Raw genomic sequence first — 17,545 nt, 5'->3', positions numbered from 1 at the left:
AAGATATAATTGAAAGAGGAAATTTAGATAACTACTTGGAGGTGGCGTTGTGCCGTTAACACCATTAGATATTCATAACAAAGAATTTGGTCGCGGATTCCGTGGCTATGATGAAGATCAAGTAAATGAGTTTCTTGATCAAATTATCAAAGATTATGAATTGGTCATTCGTGAGAAAAAAGCTTTAGAAGAAAAAGTTGCGCAGTTAGAAGGGAAGTTAGATCATTTCTCTAATATTGAAGATACGTTAAACAAATCTATCGTTGTTGCACAAGAAGCAGCGGAAGAAGTAAAACGTAATGCGCAAAAAGAAGCGAAATTAATTGTGCGTGAAGCTGAAAAGAATGCTGATCGTATTATTAACGAAGCATTAGTAAAATCAAGAAAAGTTGCTTTTGATATTGAAGAGCTAAAGAAACAAGCGAAAGTATTCCGAACTCGTTTCCGTATGTTATTAGAAACACAGCTTGAGATGTTAAACAACGATGATTGGGATAAACTAATTGAATTAGAAGACGAAGTAGATGAACTGTTGAAAAAAGAAGAAACAGTGTAAGCTTGACGTTTTTCTCATTATTACATATAATTTTAAACAACATATTTATTAAGAAAAACGAAGATAGGGATAAGTACCTTTTCAAACCTTATATAGCGAACTGAGGATGGTGTAAGCTCAGGATAAGGAGATAGTGGGAATATCACCCTGGAGTTCCGCGCTGAACAAATAGAGTAAGCGTAGGCGTGTATTCGCGTTAAGAATATAAAGAGGATTCTATACATATGTATATGATCTACTAGGGTGGTACCGCGGGAGACTTTCTCGTCCCTTTTTGGGATGAGAAGGTCTCTTTTTTATTCCGTTTTTTAAGTATTTCTTTTATACATGTAAGGAGGAATTGAGCATGGAGTACAAAAATACATTACTGATGCCAAAAACTGAGTTCCCAATGCGTGGGAATTTACCAAAACGTGAGCCTGCAATGCAAGAAAAATGGGCTGAAATGAATATTTACGAAAAAGTACAAGAACATACAAAAGGTCGTCCTTTATTTGTATTGCATGATGGACCTCCATATGCGAATGGTGACATTCATATGGGACATGCATTAAATAAAGTATTAAAAGACTTTATTGTTCGTTATAAATCAATGAGTGGTTTTAGTGCGCCATATGTTCCAGGATGGGATACGCACGGTTTACCAATTGAACAAGCTTTAACAAATAAAGGTGTAAAACGTAAAGAAATGACAGTTGCTGAGTTCCGTAAGTTATGTGCAGAGTATGCATATGAACAAGTAGAACGTCAACGTGAACAATTTAAGCGTCTAGGTGTACGTGCAGATTGGGATAATCCATATATTACTTTAGAGCCAGCTTATGAAGCACAACAAATTAAAGTGTTTGGTGACATGGCGAAAAAAGGTTATATCTATAAAGGTCAAAAACCAGTTTACTGGTCTCCAACGAGTGAATCTGCTTTAGCGGAAGCTGAAATTGAATATCAAGATAAAAAATCAGCATCTATTTACGTAGCATTCCCTGTAAAAGATGGAAAGAACGTATTAGAAGGTGATGAAAAGTACATCATTTGGACAACAACACCTTGGACATTACCTGCAAACTTAGGTATTTCTGTTCATCCAGAGCTTGAATATAGCATTGTAAAAGTAAATGATGAGAAATATATCATTGCTTCTGAGCTGTTTGAGACAGTTGCAAAAACGTTAGAGTGGGAAAATGCTGAAGTTGTGAAAACAGTAAAAGGTAGCGAACTTGAGTATACAGTTGCAAAACATCCATTCTACAATCGTGATTCATTAGTTATGCTAGGAGATCACGTAACAACAGATGCAGGTACAGGTTGTGTTCATACAGCACCAGGACACGGGGAAGATGACTTCGTTGTTGGTAAAAAGTATGGATTAGAAGTACTTTGCCCAGTCGATGATAAAGGTGTATTAACAAATGAGGCACCTGGATTTGAAGGCTTATTCTATGATAAAGCTAACAAACCAATTACAGAAAAATTAGAAGAAGTAGGCGCGTTACTGAAACTAACATTCATTACACATTCATACCCACATGATTGGAGAACGAAAAAACCAATTATTTTCCGTGCGACAGCACAGTGGTTTGCATCTATTGAAGCATTCCGTAAAGAATTAATAGAAGCTGTAGCAGAAACAAAATGGGTACCAGCATGGGGAGAAACTCGTCTTCATAATATGGTTCGTGACCGTGGTGACTGGTGTATTTCTCGTCAGCGTGCATGGGGTGTGCCAATTCCGGTATTCTATGCTGAGAATGGTGATCCAATTATTACGGATGAAACAATTAACCATGTAGCAGATTTATTCCGTGAACACGGTTCTAACGTATGGTTCGAGCGTGAAGCGAAAGATCTATTACCAGAAGGATTTACACATCCAGGTAGCCCAAATGGCGAATTCCGTAAAGAAACAGACATCATGGATGTATGGTTCGATTCAGGTTCTTCTCACCAAGCGGTATTAGAAGAGCGCGAAGATTTACAGCGTCCAGCTGATTTATATTTAGAAGGATCTGACCAGTATCGTGGTTGGTTTAACTCTTCATTATCAACAGCAGTTGCTGTAACAGGTAAAGCTCCATATAAAGGCGTACTAAGCCACGGTTTCGTACTAGATGGTGAAGGACGTAAAATGAGTAAGTCGATTGGAAACATCGTCGTACCGAAGAAAATCATGGATCAATTAGGCGGAGACATTTTACGCTTATGGGTATCTTCTGTTGACTATCAATCTGACGTACGTATTTCAGATGATATTTTAAAACAAGTAGCAGAAGTGTATCGTAAAATCCGTAACACATTCCGTTTCTTATTAGGAAACTTAGACGACTTTAAGCCAAGTGAAAATGCAGTAGCTGTAGCTGAACTTCGTGAAGTAGATCGTTACATGTTAGTAAAATTAAATGACTTAATTACAAAAGTTAAAGAAGCATATGAGACATACGACTTCGCTGCTGTGTATCATGCAATTCATAACTTCTGTACAATTGATTTAAGTTCATTCTACTTAGACTTTGCAAAAGACATTTTATACATTGAAGGTGCAAACCACGAAGATCGTCGTGCAATTCAAACTGTATTATATGATGTTCTTGTTGCGTTAACGAAACTTGTAACACCAATCTTACCGCACACAGCTGATGAAGTATGGCCATATATTCCAGGCGTAACAGAAGAAAGTGTACAATTAACTGATATGCCAGAAGCTGTACAATTAGATGACGCGGAAGCGTTAAAAACAAAATGGGATGCATTTATGACATTACGTGATGACGTGTTAAAAGCACTAGAAGTAGCTCGTAATGAAAAAGTAATCGGTAAGTCATTAAATGCAAGCATTACGCTATATCCAACTGCAGAAATGAAAGCTATGTTAGAGTCTATTAGCGAAGACTTAAAGCAATTATTCATCGTTTCTGAGTATAAACTTGGTGGTATGATGGATGAAGCGCCAGCAGATGCACCGAAGTATGAACATACAGCGGTTGTTGTTGTTCAAGCAACTGGTGAAACATGTGAACGTTGTTGGGTAGTTTCAGAAACAATTGGTAAAGATGCTGAACATGAAACATTATGTGAGCGTTGTGCAACAGTTGTTAAAGAAAACTATGTAAAATAATAAAAAACTGACTGCTATTGATGCGGTCAGTTTTTTTGTTGATGGCATATCAAGATCACTTTCAGACTCTTTCCTGTGAAGGAAAAATGTGTGTGAGGTAAGCAAATAAATTTCGGACACACTAACTGTACATTACAGCTAGGAGGAATGTACACGTGAATGAAATTTACATGGAAATAAAAGAAGAATTGCAATTGATGAGAAAAGAGTTGCAAGAGAGACTAGCTAAAGAAGTAATGCACAAATATGATGTCGAGTTCAGCCAAGAGCTTGGATATGAAATTAAGGAAGAGATAAAGAAAAAATTGCTATTACATGATATAAAAGAGGATTTAAAGGATGTAGAACGCGCATTATTTAAAATGGAAATAGACATGTATGGTATTTGTGAAGAGACAGGGAGATTAATTTCGACAAAGCAAATGAAGACAATGCCGACTGCCCGTACGATTCATGAATTCTTCTACGAAAAGGTAAATGTATGAATACGCACAACGATATTATATTACCTTTTTTAAATTTATTTTATTCTTCTATAAAGGTTCATTGTGAAAAGGTAGCAGCTATGCTAAAATTTTGAGGTACACTGTCTTTGTGGGGGAAATGAAAATGATATATTATGTAATAGCGTTATTCGTCATTGCTATCGATCAAATATCGAAGTGGTTAATTGTAAAGAACATGGAATTGGGTACGAGTATTCCGATTATCGACAATGTATTATACATAACATCACATCGAAATAGAGGCGCTGCTTGGGGTATTTTAGAAAATAAAATGTGGTTCTTCTACATTATTACAGTTATTTTTGTAGTGTTTATTGTATTTTATATGAAAAAGTATGCGAAAACAGACAAGCTTCTAGGTATTTCGTTAAGCCTAATTTTGGGCGGGGCAATTGGTAACTTTATTGATCGTGTATTTAGACAAGAAGTAGTGGATTTCATTCACGTGTATATTTTCTCGTACAACTATCCAGTATTCAATATAGCTGATTCAGCATTATGTATTGGTGTTGTATTAATTATTATTCAAACATTATTAGAAGGCAAGAAAGCGAAGGAGTAATTGAATGAGTGAAGTAGTACAAGTAACAGTTGCAGCAGAGCAAAAAAACGAGCGAATTGATAAATTCGTTGCAGGGATAAATAACGAATGGTCACGTACGCAAGTGCAGCAATGGATTAAAGATGACGTTGTGACAGTAAACGGAAAAGCGGTAAAAGGGAATTATAAAGTAAAAGAAGAAGATGAAATTACAGTAACAATTCCTGAACCAGAAGAGTTAGATATTCAACCAGAGGATTTAAATTTAGAAATTTATTATGAAGATGCAGATGTGCTTGTTGTAAATAAGCCACGTGGTATGGTTGTACATCCAGCACCAGGGCATACAAGTGGTACACTTGTAAACGGCCTTATGCACCATTGTACAGACTTATCAGGCATTAACGGTGTAATGCGCCCAGGTATCGTGCATCGTATTGATAAAGATACATCTGGACTATTAATGGTTGCTAAAAATGATATGGCACATGAATCGCTTGTAAATCAGCTTGTAGCAAAAACAGTAACGAGACGTTACAAAGCGATTGTACACGGTGTGATTCCGCATGATAAGGGAACGATTGATGCTCCGATTGCTCGTGATAAGAAAGAGCGTCAAAGTATGACAGTTGATGAAAATGGTAAGAACGCTGTTACGCACTTCCAAGTGTTAGAACGCTTTAAAGACTTTACGCTTGTAGAATGTCGCTTAGAAACGGGACGTACGCACCAAATTCGTGTTCATATGAAATATATTGGCTATCCACTTGCAGGAGATCCGAAGTATGGTCCGAAGAAAACGTTAGATATGAATGGACAAGCACTTCATGCGGGTATTTTAGGCTTTGATCATCCTCGTACTGGTGAATATATTCAGTTTGAGGCACCGATTCCAGAAGTGTTTGAAGACGTATTAAATATTTTACGAAAATAGTATTGACAAATCATAAGAAAACTGAGATACTGACAACAGTTAAATAATGATCCTTTAACACAGCCCCGTGAGGTTGAGAAGGTAACGGTTTGAAATACTTAGGGTATGTTGTACCCTTTTTTCAAAAGTCCTCTCGCACACGCTGAGAGGACTTTTTTTATACCATTACTCTCACGCAAGAAAAAAGCTTGGAGGTGTAGAGCATGCAAGAGAAAGCTGTCGTTTTAGATGACCAAATGATTCGCCGCGCTTTAACACGAATTAGTCATGAAATCGTGGAACGAAATAAAGGTGTCGATAATTGTGTTCTTGTCGGAATTAAAACTCGTGGAATTTTTATTGCACAACGTTTGGCAGAACGAATTGGTCAAATTGAAGGAAAAGAAATGGAAGTTGGAGAGTTAGACATTACGTTATATCGTGATGATTTAACACTACAATCGAAAAATAAAGAACCACTTGTAAAAGGTTCTGATATCCCTGTAGATATTACGAAGAAGAAAGTTATCCTTGTGGATGACGTATTATATACAGGAAGAACAGTTCGAGCAGCAATGGATGCTCTTATGGATTTAGGTAGACCATCTCAAATCCAATTGGCGGTTCTTGTTGATAGAGGTCATCGCGAATTACCAATTCGCGCTGATTATGTAGGGAAGAACATTCCAACATCAAGTGAAGAGCGTATCGAAGTTGATTTGCAAGAGACAGATCAACAAGATCGAGTAAGCATATACGATAAGTAAAGCCCTTTTAAATGTAGTCCTGTGAGGCTGCCAAAGGGTCTTGGCTTTCATATGTCAAATTTGGCATACGAAAGTGTAGGACTCTTTGTGCACAGGCACAAAGAGTTTTTTTATTGCAAAGATTTAAACTGAAGGAGGATGTAACAATGGAACAAAAGCCAGTGTTAGACGTTAATGAAGTACCGAAACCGGGAAAATGGTTATTTTTAAGTATACAACATTTGTTCGCGATGTTTGGATCAACAGTGCTTGTTCCGTTTTTAACAGGATTGAATCCATCAGTAGCATTAATATCAAGTGGATTAGGAACGTTAGCGTTCCTTCTTATAACGAAAGGTCAAGTACCTGCCTATCTAGGATCATCATTCGCCTTTATCGCACCGATTATAACAGCGAAAACGGCAGGTGGACCGGGAGCAGCAATGCTTGGTGGTTTGCTAGCAGGACTTGTGTACATCTTAATCTCACTCGGAATTAAGAAGTCAGGATCAGAGTGGATTATGAAATTACTTCCGCCAATCGTAGTTGGTCCAGTAGTAATGGTAATCGGTCTAGCTTTAGCACATACAGCAGTTAACATGGCGATGAACGGTGCGGATGGCAAATATAGCTTTACACACTTTTCAGTAGCGTTAGTAACGTTAGCAATTACAATTATCTGCTCGATATTCGGGAGAGGGTTTTTCAGTATCATACCAGTGTTACTAGGGATTGTCGGCGGATATATCTTCGCTTACTTCCAAGGGCTAGTAGACTTAAAGCCGGTAGCTGAGGCAAAATGGTTTGTTATACCAGATTTCACAGTACCATTTGTAACATATACGCCGGAGTTTTCGTGGAAGATTGTACTCCTGATGGTACCAGTTGCACTAGTAACAATTTCAGAGCATATCGGACATCAAATTGTACTTGGAAATGTTATTAAAAGAGATTTAATTGAAAAACCAGGTTTACACCGTTCAATCTTCGGTGATGGGGTAGCGACATTAATCGCGTCACTAATCGGTGGACCGCCGAATACGACGTATGGTGAAAACATCGGTGTGCTAGCAATTACGAGAGCATACAGTGTATACTTATTCATCGGTTCAGCAGTGTTTGCAATCATATTCGGGTTTATCGGTAAGATTTCTGCACTGATTCATTCGATCCCAACACCAGTTATGGGTGGTGTATCAATCCTACTATTCGGTGTAATCGCATCAAGCGGATTACGCATGATGGTAGATGATAAAACAGACCTAAGTGACAAACGAAACTTAATGATTGCATCAGTGATACTAGTGATTGGTATTGGCGGAGCGGTACTTCACGTAGGAGAATCGTTCCAAGTAGAAGGAATGGCACTAGCAGCAATTGTAGGTGTACTATTAAATCTACTACTACCAGAAACGAAACAAATAAAACAATCTAAGCAAATTGCTTCATAATAATAACCTTTTAATTCAGTCCTGTGAGACCGAAAAGGGTGGCTTCTTTCTTGCACCCTAGTCTCACATGACTAGGGTATTTTTATACAAAGGTTGTTATAAATATACGAAAGTGGTAACATAAAAATTAGAAAGATGAGGGATGACGATGAGCCATTTGTTAACGATGAGTGAATTATCGGAAGTAGAAATTTCAGAAATCCTAAAAGACGCAGAAGATTTTGCGAATGGAAAAGAAAGCAAAACGACAGAGCAAACTTTTGTTGCGAACTTGTTCTTTGAGAATAGTACGAGAACGAGATTTAGCTTTGAGGTTGCTGAGAAGAGATTAGGACTTGATGTTTTAAACTTTTCAGCTGATGCATCTAGCGTACAAAAAGGAGAAACTTTATACGATACGATAAGAACATTAGAATCAATCGGAACAAAAGCGGTAATCGTCCGCCATGAGCAAGATCGCTACTTCGATGAACTAAAAGATCAGGTGAATATCCCAATCTTAAATGCTGGAGATGGATGTGGAAACCACCCAACGCAGTGCCTACTCGATCTCCTTACAATTAAACAAGAGTTTGGAAGATTTGAAGGATTAAAGATTGCGATAGTAGGAGATGTTCGTCATAGCAGAGTAGCGCGTTCGAATGCAGAAGCATTAACGAAACTAGGTGCAACAATCTACTTTGCAAGTCCAGAAGAGTGGAAAGATGAAGACAACACATTTGGAACATACAAACCATTAGATGAACTTGTTCCAGAAGTGGATGTAATGATGTTACTTCGTGTACAACATGAGCGTCATGATCATTATGAAACAGACATTATGAAAGAGTATCATGAGAAACACGGATTAACAGTGGAAAGAGAAAAGCGTATGAAAGAAGGAAGCATTATTATGCATCCAGCTCCTGTAAACCGTGATGTTGAAATTGCAAGTGAACTTGTTGAGTGTGAGCGTTCACGCATATTTAAACAAATGGAAAATGGAGTTTACGTAAGAATGGCTGTACTAAAACGCGCCTTACCAAATGTATTAGGAGGAATGAAACATGAATTACTTGTTTAAAAATGGTCGTTATATGAATGAAGAAGGAAAAATCGTAGCAACGGATCTTCTCGTACAAGACGGTAAAATCGCTAAGGTAGCAGAAAATATTACGGCAGATAATGCTGAAGTAATCGATGTGAACGGAAAGTTAATCGCACCTGGATTAGTAGATGTACACGTACATCTTCGTGAACCAGGTGGTGAACATAAAGAAACAATTGAAACAGGTACACTAGCAGCGGCAAAAGGTGGATTCACTACAATTTGCGCAATGCCAAATACACGTCCGGTACCAGATTGCAGAGAACATATGGAAGACTTGCAAAAACGTATTGAAGAAAAAGCTCATGTTAACGTACTACCATACGGAGCAATTACAGTACGTCAAGCTGGTTCTGAAATGACAGATTTCGAAACATTAAAAGAACTTGGAGCATTTGCTTTCACAGATGACGGCGTAGGCGTACAAGATGCGAGCATGATGTTAGCGGCTATGAAACGTGCAGCAAAATTAGATATGGCAGTAGTTGCGCACTGTGAAGAGAATACGCTTATTAATAAAGGTTGTGTACATGAAGGGAAGTTTTCTGAGAAACACGGATTAAACGGTATCCCATCAGTATGTGAATCTGTACATATTGCAAGGGATATACTGCTTGCTGAAGCAGCAGATTGCCACTATCACGTATGTCATGTAAGTACGAAAGGTTCGGTACGTGTAATCCGTGATGCGAAACGCGCTGGAATTAAAGTAACAGCAGAAGTAACACCGCATCACCTAGTGTTATGTGAAGATGATATCCCATCAGCTGATCCTAACTTTAAAATGAACCCACCGCTTCGTGGAAAAGAAGACCATGCAGCATTAATTGAAGGTTTATTAGATGGAACGATCGATATGATTGCAACTGACCATGCACCGCATACAGCGGAAGAGAAAGCACAAGGAATTGAAAGAGCACCGTTTGGAATTACTGGTTTTGAAACAGCATTCCCACTTCTATACACAAACCTTGTGAAAAAAGGAATTATTACATTAGAACAATTAATTCAATTCTTAACAGAAAAGCCAGCTGATACATTCGGCTTAGAAGCAGGTCGCCTGAAAGAAGGTAGAACAGCTGATATTACAATCATTGATTTAGAACAAGAAGAAGAGATTGACCCAACAACATTCTTATCAAAAGGAAAAAATACACCATTCGCAGGTTGGAAATGCCAAGGATGGCCGGTAATGACAATCGTTGGTGGTAAGATCGCATGGCAAAAGGAGAGTGCATTAGTATGAAAAGACAACTTATCTTAGAAGATGGAACAGTATTAATTGGAACAGGTTTCGGAGGCGAAATCGAAAAGTCAGGTGAGGTTGTATTTACAACAGGAATGACTGGATATCAAGAAACATTATCTGATCCATCATATTGCGGTCAAATCGTAACATTCACGTACCCATTAATCGGAAACTACGGCATTAACCGTGACGATTTTGAATCCATTCACCCATCTGTAAATGGTTTAATCGCAAACGAAATTTGTGATCATCCATCAAACTTCCGTAATGAAATTTCGTTAAATGATTACTTGAACGAAAGAAATATCCCAGGATTAGCAGGGATTGATACGAGAAAATTAACGAGAAAAATTCGTCAATACGGTACATTACGCGGACGCCTTTGTAATATGGATGCAGATGTAGAGTACATTGTAAGTCAATTAAAAGCGACAGTATTTACAGATCATGTAAAACGCGTATCAACGAAAGATCCATACCCAAGCCCAGGTCGTGGTCACCGAGTTGTACTAGTAGACTTCGGTATGAAACATGGTATTTTACGAGAATTAAATAAGCGTGACTGTGATGTAATTGTAGTTCCTTACAACACAACAGCAGAAGAAATTTTACGCCTTAGCCCAGATGGAATTATGTTAAGTAATGGACCTGGAGATCCGAAAGATGTACCAGAAGCAATTGAAATGTTAAAAGACATTATCGGTAAAGTTCCTTTATTCGGAATTTGCCTAGGACATCAATTGTTCGCTCTAGCATCAGGTGCAAATACAAGTAAGTTGAAATTTGGTCACCGTGGTTTAAACCATCCAGTAAAAAATCTTGCAACTGGAAAAGTAGCAATTACATCTCAAAACCACGGATACGCAGTAGAAGAAGAATCAGTTGAAAATACAGATCTTGAAATTACACATGTTGCTTTAAACGATGGAACGGTAGAAGGTCTTCGTCATAAGAAGTTCCCAGCATTTACAGTACAATACCATCCAGAAGCTTCAGCGGGACCAGAAGATGCAAATGATTTATTCGAAGATTTCTTAACAATGATTGAAAACTTCAAGAAAGAAGGGGAAGAGTTATGCCAAAACGCCTAGACATTAACACAATTTTAGTAATCGGATCAGGACCAATTGTAATTGGGCAAGCAGCGGAGTTTGACTACTCTGGTACACAAGCTTGTCAATCTCTTAAAGAGGAAGGTTACAAAGTAATCCTTGTTAACTCTAACCCAGCAACAATTATGACGGATACTGCAACAGCAGATAAAGTATACATCGAGCCATTAACATTAGAATTCGTAAGCCGTATTATTCGTAAAGAACGTCCTGATGCAATCCTACCAACATTAGGTGGTCAAACAGGTTTAAACATGGCTGTTGAACTTGCAAAATCAGGCGTACTTGACGAGTGCGGAGTTGAAATTTTAGGAACAAAATTATCAGCAATCGAGCAAGCGGAAGATCGTGATTTATTCCGTACATTAATGCAAGATTTAAATGAACCAACACCACCAAGTGAAATTATTCATAACCTTGATGAAGCATATGGATTTGTAAACGAAATTGGTTATCCAGTAATCGTTCGACCAGCGTTCACATTAGGAGGAACGGGCGGCGGAATTTGCCATAACGAAGAAGAGCTAATTGAAATCGTAACAAGTGGTTTAAAACATAGTCCAGTAACACAATGTTTATTAGAGAAAAGTATTGCTGGCTGTAAGGAAATTGAATATGAAGTAATGCGTGATTCAAATGATAACGCGATTGTAGTATGTAACATGGAAAACATCGATCCAGTTGGTGTTCACACAGGTGATTCGATTGTAGTAGCACCGAGCCAAACGCTAAGCGACCGTGAATATCAAATGTTACGTAACACTTCATTACGAATTATTCGTGCACTAGGAATTGAAGGCGGATGTAACGTTCAGCTTGCGCTTGATCCATATAGCTTCCAATACTATGTAATTGAAGTAAATCCACGTGTAAGTCGTTCATCTGCACTAGCATCTAAAGCAACTGGATATCCAATTGCGAAATTAGCAGCAAAAATTGCAGTCGGCTTAACGTTAGATGAAATCGTAAACCCAGTAACACAAAAAACTTACGCTTGTTTCGAGCCAGCGTTAGACTATGTTGTTTCAAAAATTCCACGTTGGCCGTTTGATAAGTTTGAATCAGCGAACAGAACGCTTGGAACACAAATGAAAGCAACTGGTGAAGTTATGTCAATCGGACGTAACTTAGAAGAATCATTACTAAAAGCAGTTCGTTCTTTAGAGCTTGGCATTTATCACTTAGAATTAGAGCACTTAAAAGAACTTGATAAAGAAACGATGAAAAAACGTATCATTAAAGCGGATGATGAACGACTGTTTATTGTAGCAGAAGCAATTCGCCAAGGTGTAACGAAAGAAGAAATCAATGAATGGTGTGAAATGGACTTCTTCTTCTTACAAAAAGTTGAAAACATCGTAAATATGGAACGTGAAGTAAAAGCGAACGTAGGAAATATGGAAGTACTACAAACTGCAAAAGAAATGGGCTTCAGCGATCACTACATTGCAGCAGCTTGGAACAAAACGGAGCGCGAAATTTACGATATGCGTAAAGAAAATAATATGATGCCAGTATTCAAAATGGTAGATACTTGTGCGGCAGAGTTTGAATCTGCAACGCCATATTACTACAGCACATATGCGGACGAAAATGAATCGATTGTAACAGATCGTAAGAGTGTAGTAGTTCTAGGATCTGGTCCGATCCGCATTGGTCAAGGTGTTGAGTTTGACTACGCAACAGTTCACTCAGTATGGGCAATTAAAGAAGCTGGATATGAGGCAATCATTGTTAATAACAACCCAGAAACAGTTTCAACAGACTTCAGTATTTCTGACAAATTATACTTTGAACCATTAACGATTGAAGATGTAATGCACATTATCGATTTAGAAAAACCAGAAGGTGTTATCGTTCAGTTCGGTGGACAAACGGCAATTAACTTAGCTGCTAAATTAGAAGCTCACGGTGTGAAAATCTTAGGAACATCACTTGAAGATTTAGACCGCGCAGAAGATCGTGATAAGTTTGAAGCAGCGCTAACACAACTTGGTATCCCGCAACCAGTTGGTAAAACAGCAACGACTGTAGAGCAAGCAGTAGCAATCGCTGACAAAATTGGTTACCCAGTATTAGTAAGACCATCTTACGTACTAGGTGGACGCGCGATGGAAATCGTATATCGTCAAGAAGAACTGCTGCACTACATGAAAAATGCGGTTAAAGTTCACGCAGATCACCCAGTATTAATCGATCGTTACATGGTTGGTAAAGAAATTGAAGTAGATGCAATTTCAGATGGTGAGAATGTATTCATTCCGGGTATTATGGAACATATTGAACGCGCTGGAGTTCACTCTGGTGACTCAATCGGAGTATATCCACCGCAAAGCTTATCTGCAAAACTAAAAGAACAAATTATTGAACATACAATTGCACTTGGAAAAGGTTTAAACATTGTTGGATTACTAAACATTCAGTTTGTAGTATTCAAAGATGAAGTGTATGTAATCGAAGTAAATCCACGTGCGAGCCGTACAGTACCATTCTTAAGTAAAATTACAGGCGTACCGATGGCGAATGTTGCAACGAAAGTTATTTTAGGGCAAGACCTAGTAGAGCAAGGATACGGAACTGGTTATCACCCAGAAGAGAAAGAAGTATATGTAAAGGCTCCGGTATTCTCATTCGCAAAACTACGCTCAGTTGATACAACATTAGGACCTGAAATGAAATCAACAGGGGAAGTAATGGGTAAAGACTTAACGCTTGAAAAAGCATTATACAAAGGATTAGTTGCTTCTGGAATTAACATCCCAACGCACGGATCAGTAATCATTACTGTAGCGGATAAAGATAAAGAAGAGGCAATGGAAATTGCAAAACGTTTCCACGAAATCGGTTATAACTTATTAGCAACAGCTGGAACAGCACAGTCGTTAGCTGAGCAAAATATTCCAGTGCAAGTTGTAAACAAAATTGATTCTGAAGACTACAACTTACTAGATATTATCCGTCAAGGAAAAGCACAGTTTGTAATCAATACGCTAACGAAAGGCAAACAACCAGCGCGTGATGGTTTCCGCATTCGCCGTGAATCAGTAGAAAATGGTGTGGCTTGCTTAACATCACTTGATACAACGAGAGCAATCTTACGAGTACTAGAATCTATGACATTCTCAGCTCATTCAATGAAAGAAATTACGCAAACAAAGCGTCACGAGGTGGTACATGCATGATGCAAAAGCAAAATATGATTGTCGTTAACCAAAAAGAAATCGCAAAAAACATTTACGAATTAGTGCTTCAAGGAACGTTAGTACAGCAAATGAACGAACCAGGGCAGTTTGTACACATTAAGGTAGCAGAGGGCATTGCGCCCCTTCTGCGCCGCCCGATTAGTATTTGTAATGTAAATCAAGAGAAGAACGAATTTACAATGCTATATCGTGCAGAAGGACAAGGGACAAAAACATTAGCAACTAGAAAACAAGGTGAAATGGTAGACGTACTAGGACCGCTAGGACATGGTTTTCCTGTAGAAGAAGCAGAAGCTGGTCAAACAGCTTTACTAGTAGGCGGGGGAATTGGTGTACCACCACTTTATGAATTATCACAGCGCCTCGTTGCAAAAGGGGTACGCGTAATTCACATCCTAGGTTTTCAAACGAAAGATGTAGTTTTCTATGAAGAAAAATTTGCAGAACTTGGTGATACGTACGTTGCAACAGTAGACGGTACACACGGTACAAAAGGATTTGTCACAGATGTAATTGATAATTACGGAATTGACTTTGATATTCTTTATTCATGTGGTCCGTTAGCGATGCTTCGTGCATTAGAAGGACGTTACAAAGAGAAAAAAGCCTATATTTCATTAGAAGAACGTATGGGCTGTGGTATTGGAGCTTGTTTCGCATGTGTATGCCACTTACAAGAAGATCCAAGTGGACATTCTTACAAGAAGGTGTGTAGCGACGGACCAGTATTTCCAATCGGGGAGGTTGTACTATGAACAGATTGCAAGTTGAATTACCAGGATTATCGTTAAAAAATCCAATTATACCGGCATCTGGATGCTTTGGGTTTGGTCGTGAATATGCACAGTTTTACGATTTAAGTGTACTAGGATCAATCATGATTAAAGCGACGACAGAACAACCACGTTATGGAAATCCAACGCCTCGTGTTGCTGAAACACCAGGCGGCATGCTAAATGCAATCGGACTTCAAAACCCGGGATTAGACAAAGTAATGAATTCGGAATTACCATGGTTAGAACAATTTGACCTTCCAATTATTGCGAACGTTGCAGGCTCACAAGCTGAGGATTACGTAGCGGTTGCGAAGGAAATTTCTAAAGCGCCTAATGTCCATGCACTAGAATTAAACATTTCTTGTCCGAACGTAAAAACAGGTGGTATCGCCTTTGGTACAAATCCTGAAATTGCTGCTGATTTAACGAAGCGAGTAAAAGAGGTTTCTGAAGTACCTGTATACGTGAAGTTGTCACCGAACGTGGCAAACATTGTGGAAATTGCAAAAGCGATTGAAAATGCAGGTGCAGATGGTTTAACGATGATTAATACATTGCTTGGTATGCGTCTAGATTTAAAAACAGCTAAACCAATTTTAGCAAACCGTACAGGTGGATTATCAGGTCCTGCGATTAAGCCAGTAGCAATTCGTATGGTACATGAAGTAAGCCAAGCGGTAAACATTCCGATTATCGGAATGGGTGGTATTGAGACAGCGGAAGATGTAATTGAATTCTTCTACGCTGGCGCAAGCGCAGTTGCAGTAGGTACAGCGAACTTTATTGATCCGTTCGTATGTCCGACAATTATTGAAGAGTTACCAGCATTACTAGATGAATTAGGATTTGATCACATTTCGGAATGTCAAGGAAGGAGCTGGAAGCAAACATGTCACAGTCGTTAATCGTTGCATTAGATTTTCCAGGGAAACAAGATGTAGAACAATTCTTGCGCCACTTTGAAGGGGAAAAGTTATTTGTCAAAGTTGGTATGGAGTTATTTTACAAAGAAGGCCCTGCGATTATTACGTACTTAAAAGAAAAAGGACATAAGATTTTTCTAGATTTAAAACTTCATGATATTCCGAATACAGTAAAAAGCGCTATGCGTAGCCTAGCTAGTCTAGATGTTGATATGGTAAATGTTCATGCTGCTGGGGGAAGCAGTATGATGAAAGCTGCGATTGAGGGATTAGAGGAAGGTAAGCAAGAAGGAAAAGAGAGACCGATTTGTATTGCAGTTACACAACTAACAAGCACTTCGGAAGCTATGATGAAAAAAGAGATCGGCATTGAGAAAACGTTAGAAGAAGCGGTTGCTCATTATGCAAAACTAACGAAAGAAAGTGGACTTGATGGCGTTGTTTGTTCAACACTTGAAGTTCCAAAATTACGTGAAGTATGCGGAAATGAATTTGTAACAGTAACACCGGGGATTCGTCTTGCAAGCGATGATGTAAATGACCAGGTGCGCGTAGCAACACCGAAACGTGCGAGGGAACTTGGCTCAAGCTACATCGTAGTTGGACGTAGTATTACAAAAGCAGAAAATCCGCTTGAAGCGTATAAAACAGTAAAACAACAGTGGGAAGGTGTAACAGTATGAAAAAAGAAATCGCATCGCATTTATTAGAAATTGGAGCAGTATTTTTACAACCGAACGATCCATTCACATGGTCTTCAGGTATGAAATCACCAATTTATTGTGATAACCGTTTAACTTTATCTTATCCAAAAGTACGTCAAGCGATTGCAGCTGGATTAGAAGAGTTAATTAAAGAGCACTTCCCAACTGTAGAAGTTATTGCAGGAACAGCAACTGCTGGTATTGCGCACGCTGCATGGGTAAGCGATCGTATGGATTTACCAATGTGCTACGTACGTAGTAAAGCAAAAGGTCACGGTAAAGGGAACCAAATCGAAGGAAAAGCTGAAAAAGGTCAAAAAGTAGTAGTAGTAGAGGACCTAATTTCAACTGGCGGTAGTGCAATTACATGTGTAGAAGCACTTCGCGAAGCTGGCTGTGAAGTATTAGGGATCGTATCAATCTTCACATACGAGCTAGAAGCAGGAAAAGAAAAGTTAGAAGCAGCGAACGTAGCATCATATTCTTTAAGTGATTACAGTGCATTAACTGAAGTTGCAGCAGAAAAAGGTATGATTGGACAAGCTGAAACGAAGAAATTACAAGAGTGGCGTAAAAATCCAGCTAACGAAGCTTGGATCACAGCGTAACACGAAAAAAGACGACCGCGGGGGAACGCGGTCGTCTTTTATATCATTGTTAAAACTT

General features: G+C 38.6%; 15 protein-coding genes and 1 other annotated feature. All 15 genes read left to right on the top strand.

Annotated features, from left to right (window positions below; genetic code table 11):
- Nucleotides 1-49: 49 nt before the first annotated feature.
- The 15 genes from divIVA (at nt 50) to pyrE (ending at nt 17,487) form a co-directional block, all read left to right on the top strand.
- Entirely contained in the window at nt 50-556 is a 507-nt protein-coding gene (gene divIVA, locus MHB52_RS20255) for a septum site-determining protein DivIVA (protein WP_001131611.1), read from the top strand.
- A gap of 51 nt (nt 557-607) precedes the next feature.
- Nucleotides 608-831 (top strand) — a binding site (T-box leader).
- A gap of 71 nt (nt 832-902) precedes the next feature.
- A complete protein-coding gene (gene ileS2 / locus MHB52_RS20250) occupies nt 903-3,668 on the top strand; it encodes an isoleucine--tRNA ligase (RefSeq protein ID WP_000455920.1) in 2,766 nt (921 codons plus the stop codon).
- A gap of 155 nt (nt 3,669-3,823) precedes the next feature.
- Nucleotides 3,824-4,153: a molecular chaperone DnaK gene (locus MHB52_RS20245; protein ID WP_001002956.1), complete on the top strand. Its 330-nt coding sequence runs from the start codon at nt 3,824-3,826 to the stop codon at nt 4,151-4,153.
- 124 nt (nt 4,154-4,277) lie between these two features.
- Entirely contained in the window at nt 4,278-4,736 is a 459-nt protein-coding gene (gene lspA / locus MHB52_RS20240; protein ID WP_061663493.1) for a lipoprotein signal peptidase LspA, read from the top strand.
- A 4-nt stretch (nt 4,737-4,740) separates the two neighbouring features.
- On the top strand, nt 4,741-5,649 hold the full coding sequence (locus tag MHB52_RS20235; RefSeq protein ID WP_000005830.1) for an RluA family pseudouridine synthase: 909 nt from the start codon (nt 4,741-4,743) through the stop codon (nt 5,647-5,649).
- 203 nt (nt 5,650-5,852) lie between these two features.
- Complete coding sequence (pyrR, locus tag MHB52_RS20230) at nt 5,853-6,395, top strand: bifunctional pyrimidine operon transcriptional regulator/uracil phosphoribosyltransferase (RefSeq protein WP_001156491.1); 543 nt, start codon at nt 5,853-5,855, stop codon at nt 6,393-6,395.
- Between the two features lie 146 nt (nt 6,396-6,541).
- Nucleotides 6,542-7,825, top strand: a complete 1,284-nt coding sequence (gene uraA, locus MHB52_RS20225) for a uracil permease (RefSeq protein WP_000435931.1) — start codon at nt 6,542-6,544, stop codon at nt 7,823-7,825.
- A gap of 148 nt (nt 7,826-7,973) precedes the next feature.
- Complete coding sequence (gene pyrB, locus MHB52_RS20220; protein WP_000018845.1) at nt 7,974-8,888, top strand: aspartate carbamoyltransferase; 915 nt, start codon at nt 7,974-7,976, stop codon at nt 8,886-8,888.
- Nucleotides 8,872-10,158 carry a dihydroorotase gene (gene pyrC, locus MHB52_RS20215; protein WP_001108366.1) on the top strand — a complete coding sequence of 429 codons (1,287 nt, stop codon included), beginning with the start codon at nt 8,872-8,874 and terminating at the stop codon, nt 10,156-10,158. Before pyrB ends, pyrC begins: the two co-directional genes overlap by 17 nt.
- Complete coding sequence (locus MHB52_RS20210; protein ID WP_061663494.1) at nt 10,155-11,252, top strand: carbamoyl phosphate synthase small subunit; 1,098 nt, start codon at nt 10,155-10,157, stop codon at nt 11,250-11,252. Before pyrC ends, MHB52_RS20210 begins: the two co-directional genes overlap by 4 nt.
- Nucleotides 11,237-14,455: a carbamoyl-phosphate synthase large subunit gene (carB, locus tag MHB52_RS20205; RefSeq protein ID WP_001126104.1), complete on the top strand. Its 3,219-nt coding sequence runs from the start codon at nt 11,237-11,239 to the stop codon at nt 14,453-14,455. The genes MHB52_RS20210 and carB overlap by 16 nt, the downstream gene beginning before the upstream one ends.
- On the top strand, nt 14,452-15,231 hold the full coding sequence (pyrK, locus tag MHB52_RS20200; protein ID WP_000983368.1) for a dihydroorotate oxidase B electron transfer subunit: 780 nt from the start codon (nt 14,452-14,454) through the stop codon (nt 15,229-15,231). The genes carB and pyrK overlap by 4 nt, the downstream gene beginning before the upstream one ends.
- Nucleotides 15,228-16,157, top strand: coding sequence for a dihydroorotate oxidase B catalytic subunit (gene pyrD / locus MHB52_RS20195; RefSeq protein WP_001081049.1), 930 nt, complete (start codon nt 15,228-15,230; stop codon nt 16,155-16,157). Before pyrK ends, pyrD begins: the two co-directional genes overlap by 4 nt.
- Nucleotides 16,142-16,858 (top strand): orotidine-5'-phosphate decarboxylase, encoded by a 717-nt coding sequence (gene pyrF / locus MHB52_RS20190; RefSeq protein WP_000083505.1) that lies wholly within the window; start codon nt 16,142-16,144, stop codon nt 16,856-16,858. The genes pyrD and pyrF overlap by 16 nt, the downstream gene beginning before the upstream one ends.
- Nucleotides 16,855-17,487 carry an orotate phosphoribosyltransferase gene (pyrE, locus tag MHB52_RS20185; RefSeq protein WP_000711449.1) on the top strand — a complete coding sequence of 211 codons (633 nt, stop codon included), beginning with the start codon at nt 16,855-16,857 and terminating at the stop codon, nt 17,485-17,487. The genes pyrF and pyrE overlap by 4 nt, the downstream gene beginning before the upstream one ends.
- Nucleotides 17,488-17,545 lie beyond the last annotated feature (58 nt).

The organism is Bacillus sp. FSL K6-0073 (assembly GCF_038006085.1).
Classification (GTDB): domain Bacteria; phylum Bacillota; class Bacilli; order Bacillales; family Bacillaceae_G; genus Bacillus_A; species Bacillus_A cereus.
This window is presented reverse-complemented; position numbering and strand designations above follow the sequence as displayed.

What these genes read in the sequence shown, in the direction of transcription:
- ileS2 (WP_000455920.1), top strand. Translation starts at nt 903, where the DNA reads ATGGAGTACAAAAATACATTACTGATGCCAAAAACTGAGTTCCCAATG.
- lspA (WP_061663493.1), top strand. Translation starts at nt 4,278, where the DNA reads ATGATATATTATGTAATAGCGTTATTCGTCATTGCTATCGATCAAATA.
- MHB52_RS20235 (WP_000005830.1), top strand. Translation starts at nt 4,741, where the DNA reads ATGAGTGAAGTAGTACAAGTAACAGTTGCAGCAGAGCAAAAAAACGAG.
- pyrR (WP_001156491.1), top strand. Translation starts at nt 5,853, where the DNA reads ATGCAAGAGAAAGCTGTCGTTTTAGATGACCAAATGATTCGCCGCGCT.
- uraA (WP_000435931.1), top strand. Translation starts at nt 6,542, where the DNA reads ATGGAACAAAAGCCAGTGTTAGACGTTAATGAAGTACCGAAACCGGGA.
- pyrB (WP_000018845.1), top strand. Translation starts at nt 7,974, where the DNA reads ATGAGCCATTTGTTAACGATGAGTGAATTATCGGAAGTAGAAATTTCA.
- pyrC (WP_001108366.1), top strand. Translation starts at nt 8,872, where the DNA reads ATGAATTACTTGTTTAAAAATGGTCGTTATATGAATGAAGAAGGAAAA.
- MHB52_RS20210 (WP_061663494.1), top strand. Translation starts at nt 10,155, where the DNA reads ATGAAAAGACAACTTATCTTAGAAGATGGAACAGTATTAATTGGAACA.
- carB (WP_001126104.1), top strand. Translation starts at nt 11,237, where the DNA reads ATGCCAAAACGCCTAGACATTAACACAATTTTAGTAATCGGATCAGGA.
- pyrK (WP_000983368.1), top strand. Translation starts at nt 14,452, where the DNA reads ATGATGCAAAAGCAAAATATGATTGTCGTTAACCAAAAAGAAATCGCA.
- pyrD (WP_001081049.1), top strand. Translation starts at nt 15,228, where the DNA reads ATGAACAGATTGCAAGTTGAATTACCAGGATTATCGTTAAAAAATCCA.
- pyrF (WP_000083505.1), top strand. Translation starts at nt 16,142, where the DNA reads ATGTCACAGTCGTTAATCGTTGCATTAGATTTTCCAGGGAAACAAGAT.
- pyrE (WP_000711449.1), top strand. Translation starts at nt 16,855, where the DNA reads ATGAAAAAAGAAATCGCATCGCATTTATTAGAAATTGGAGCAGTATTT.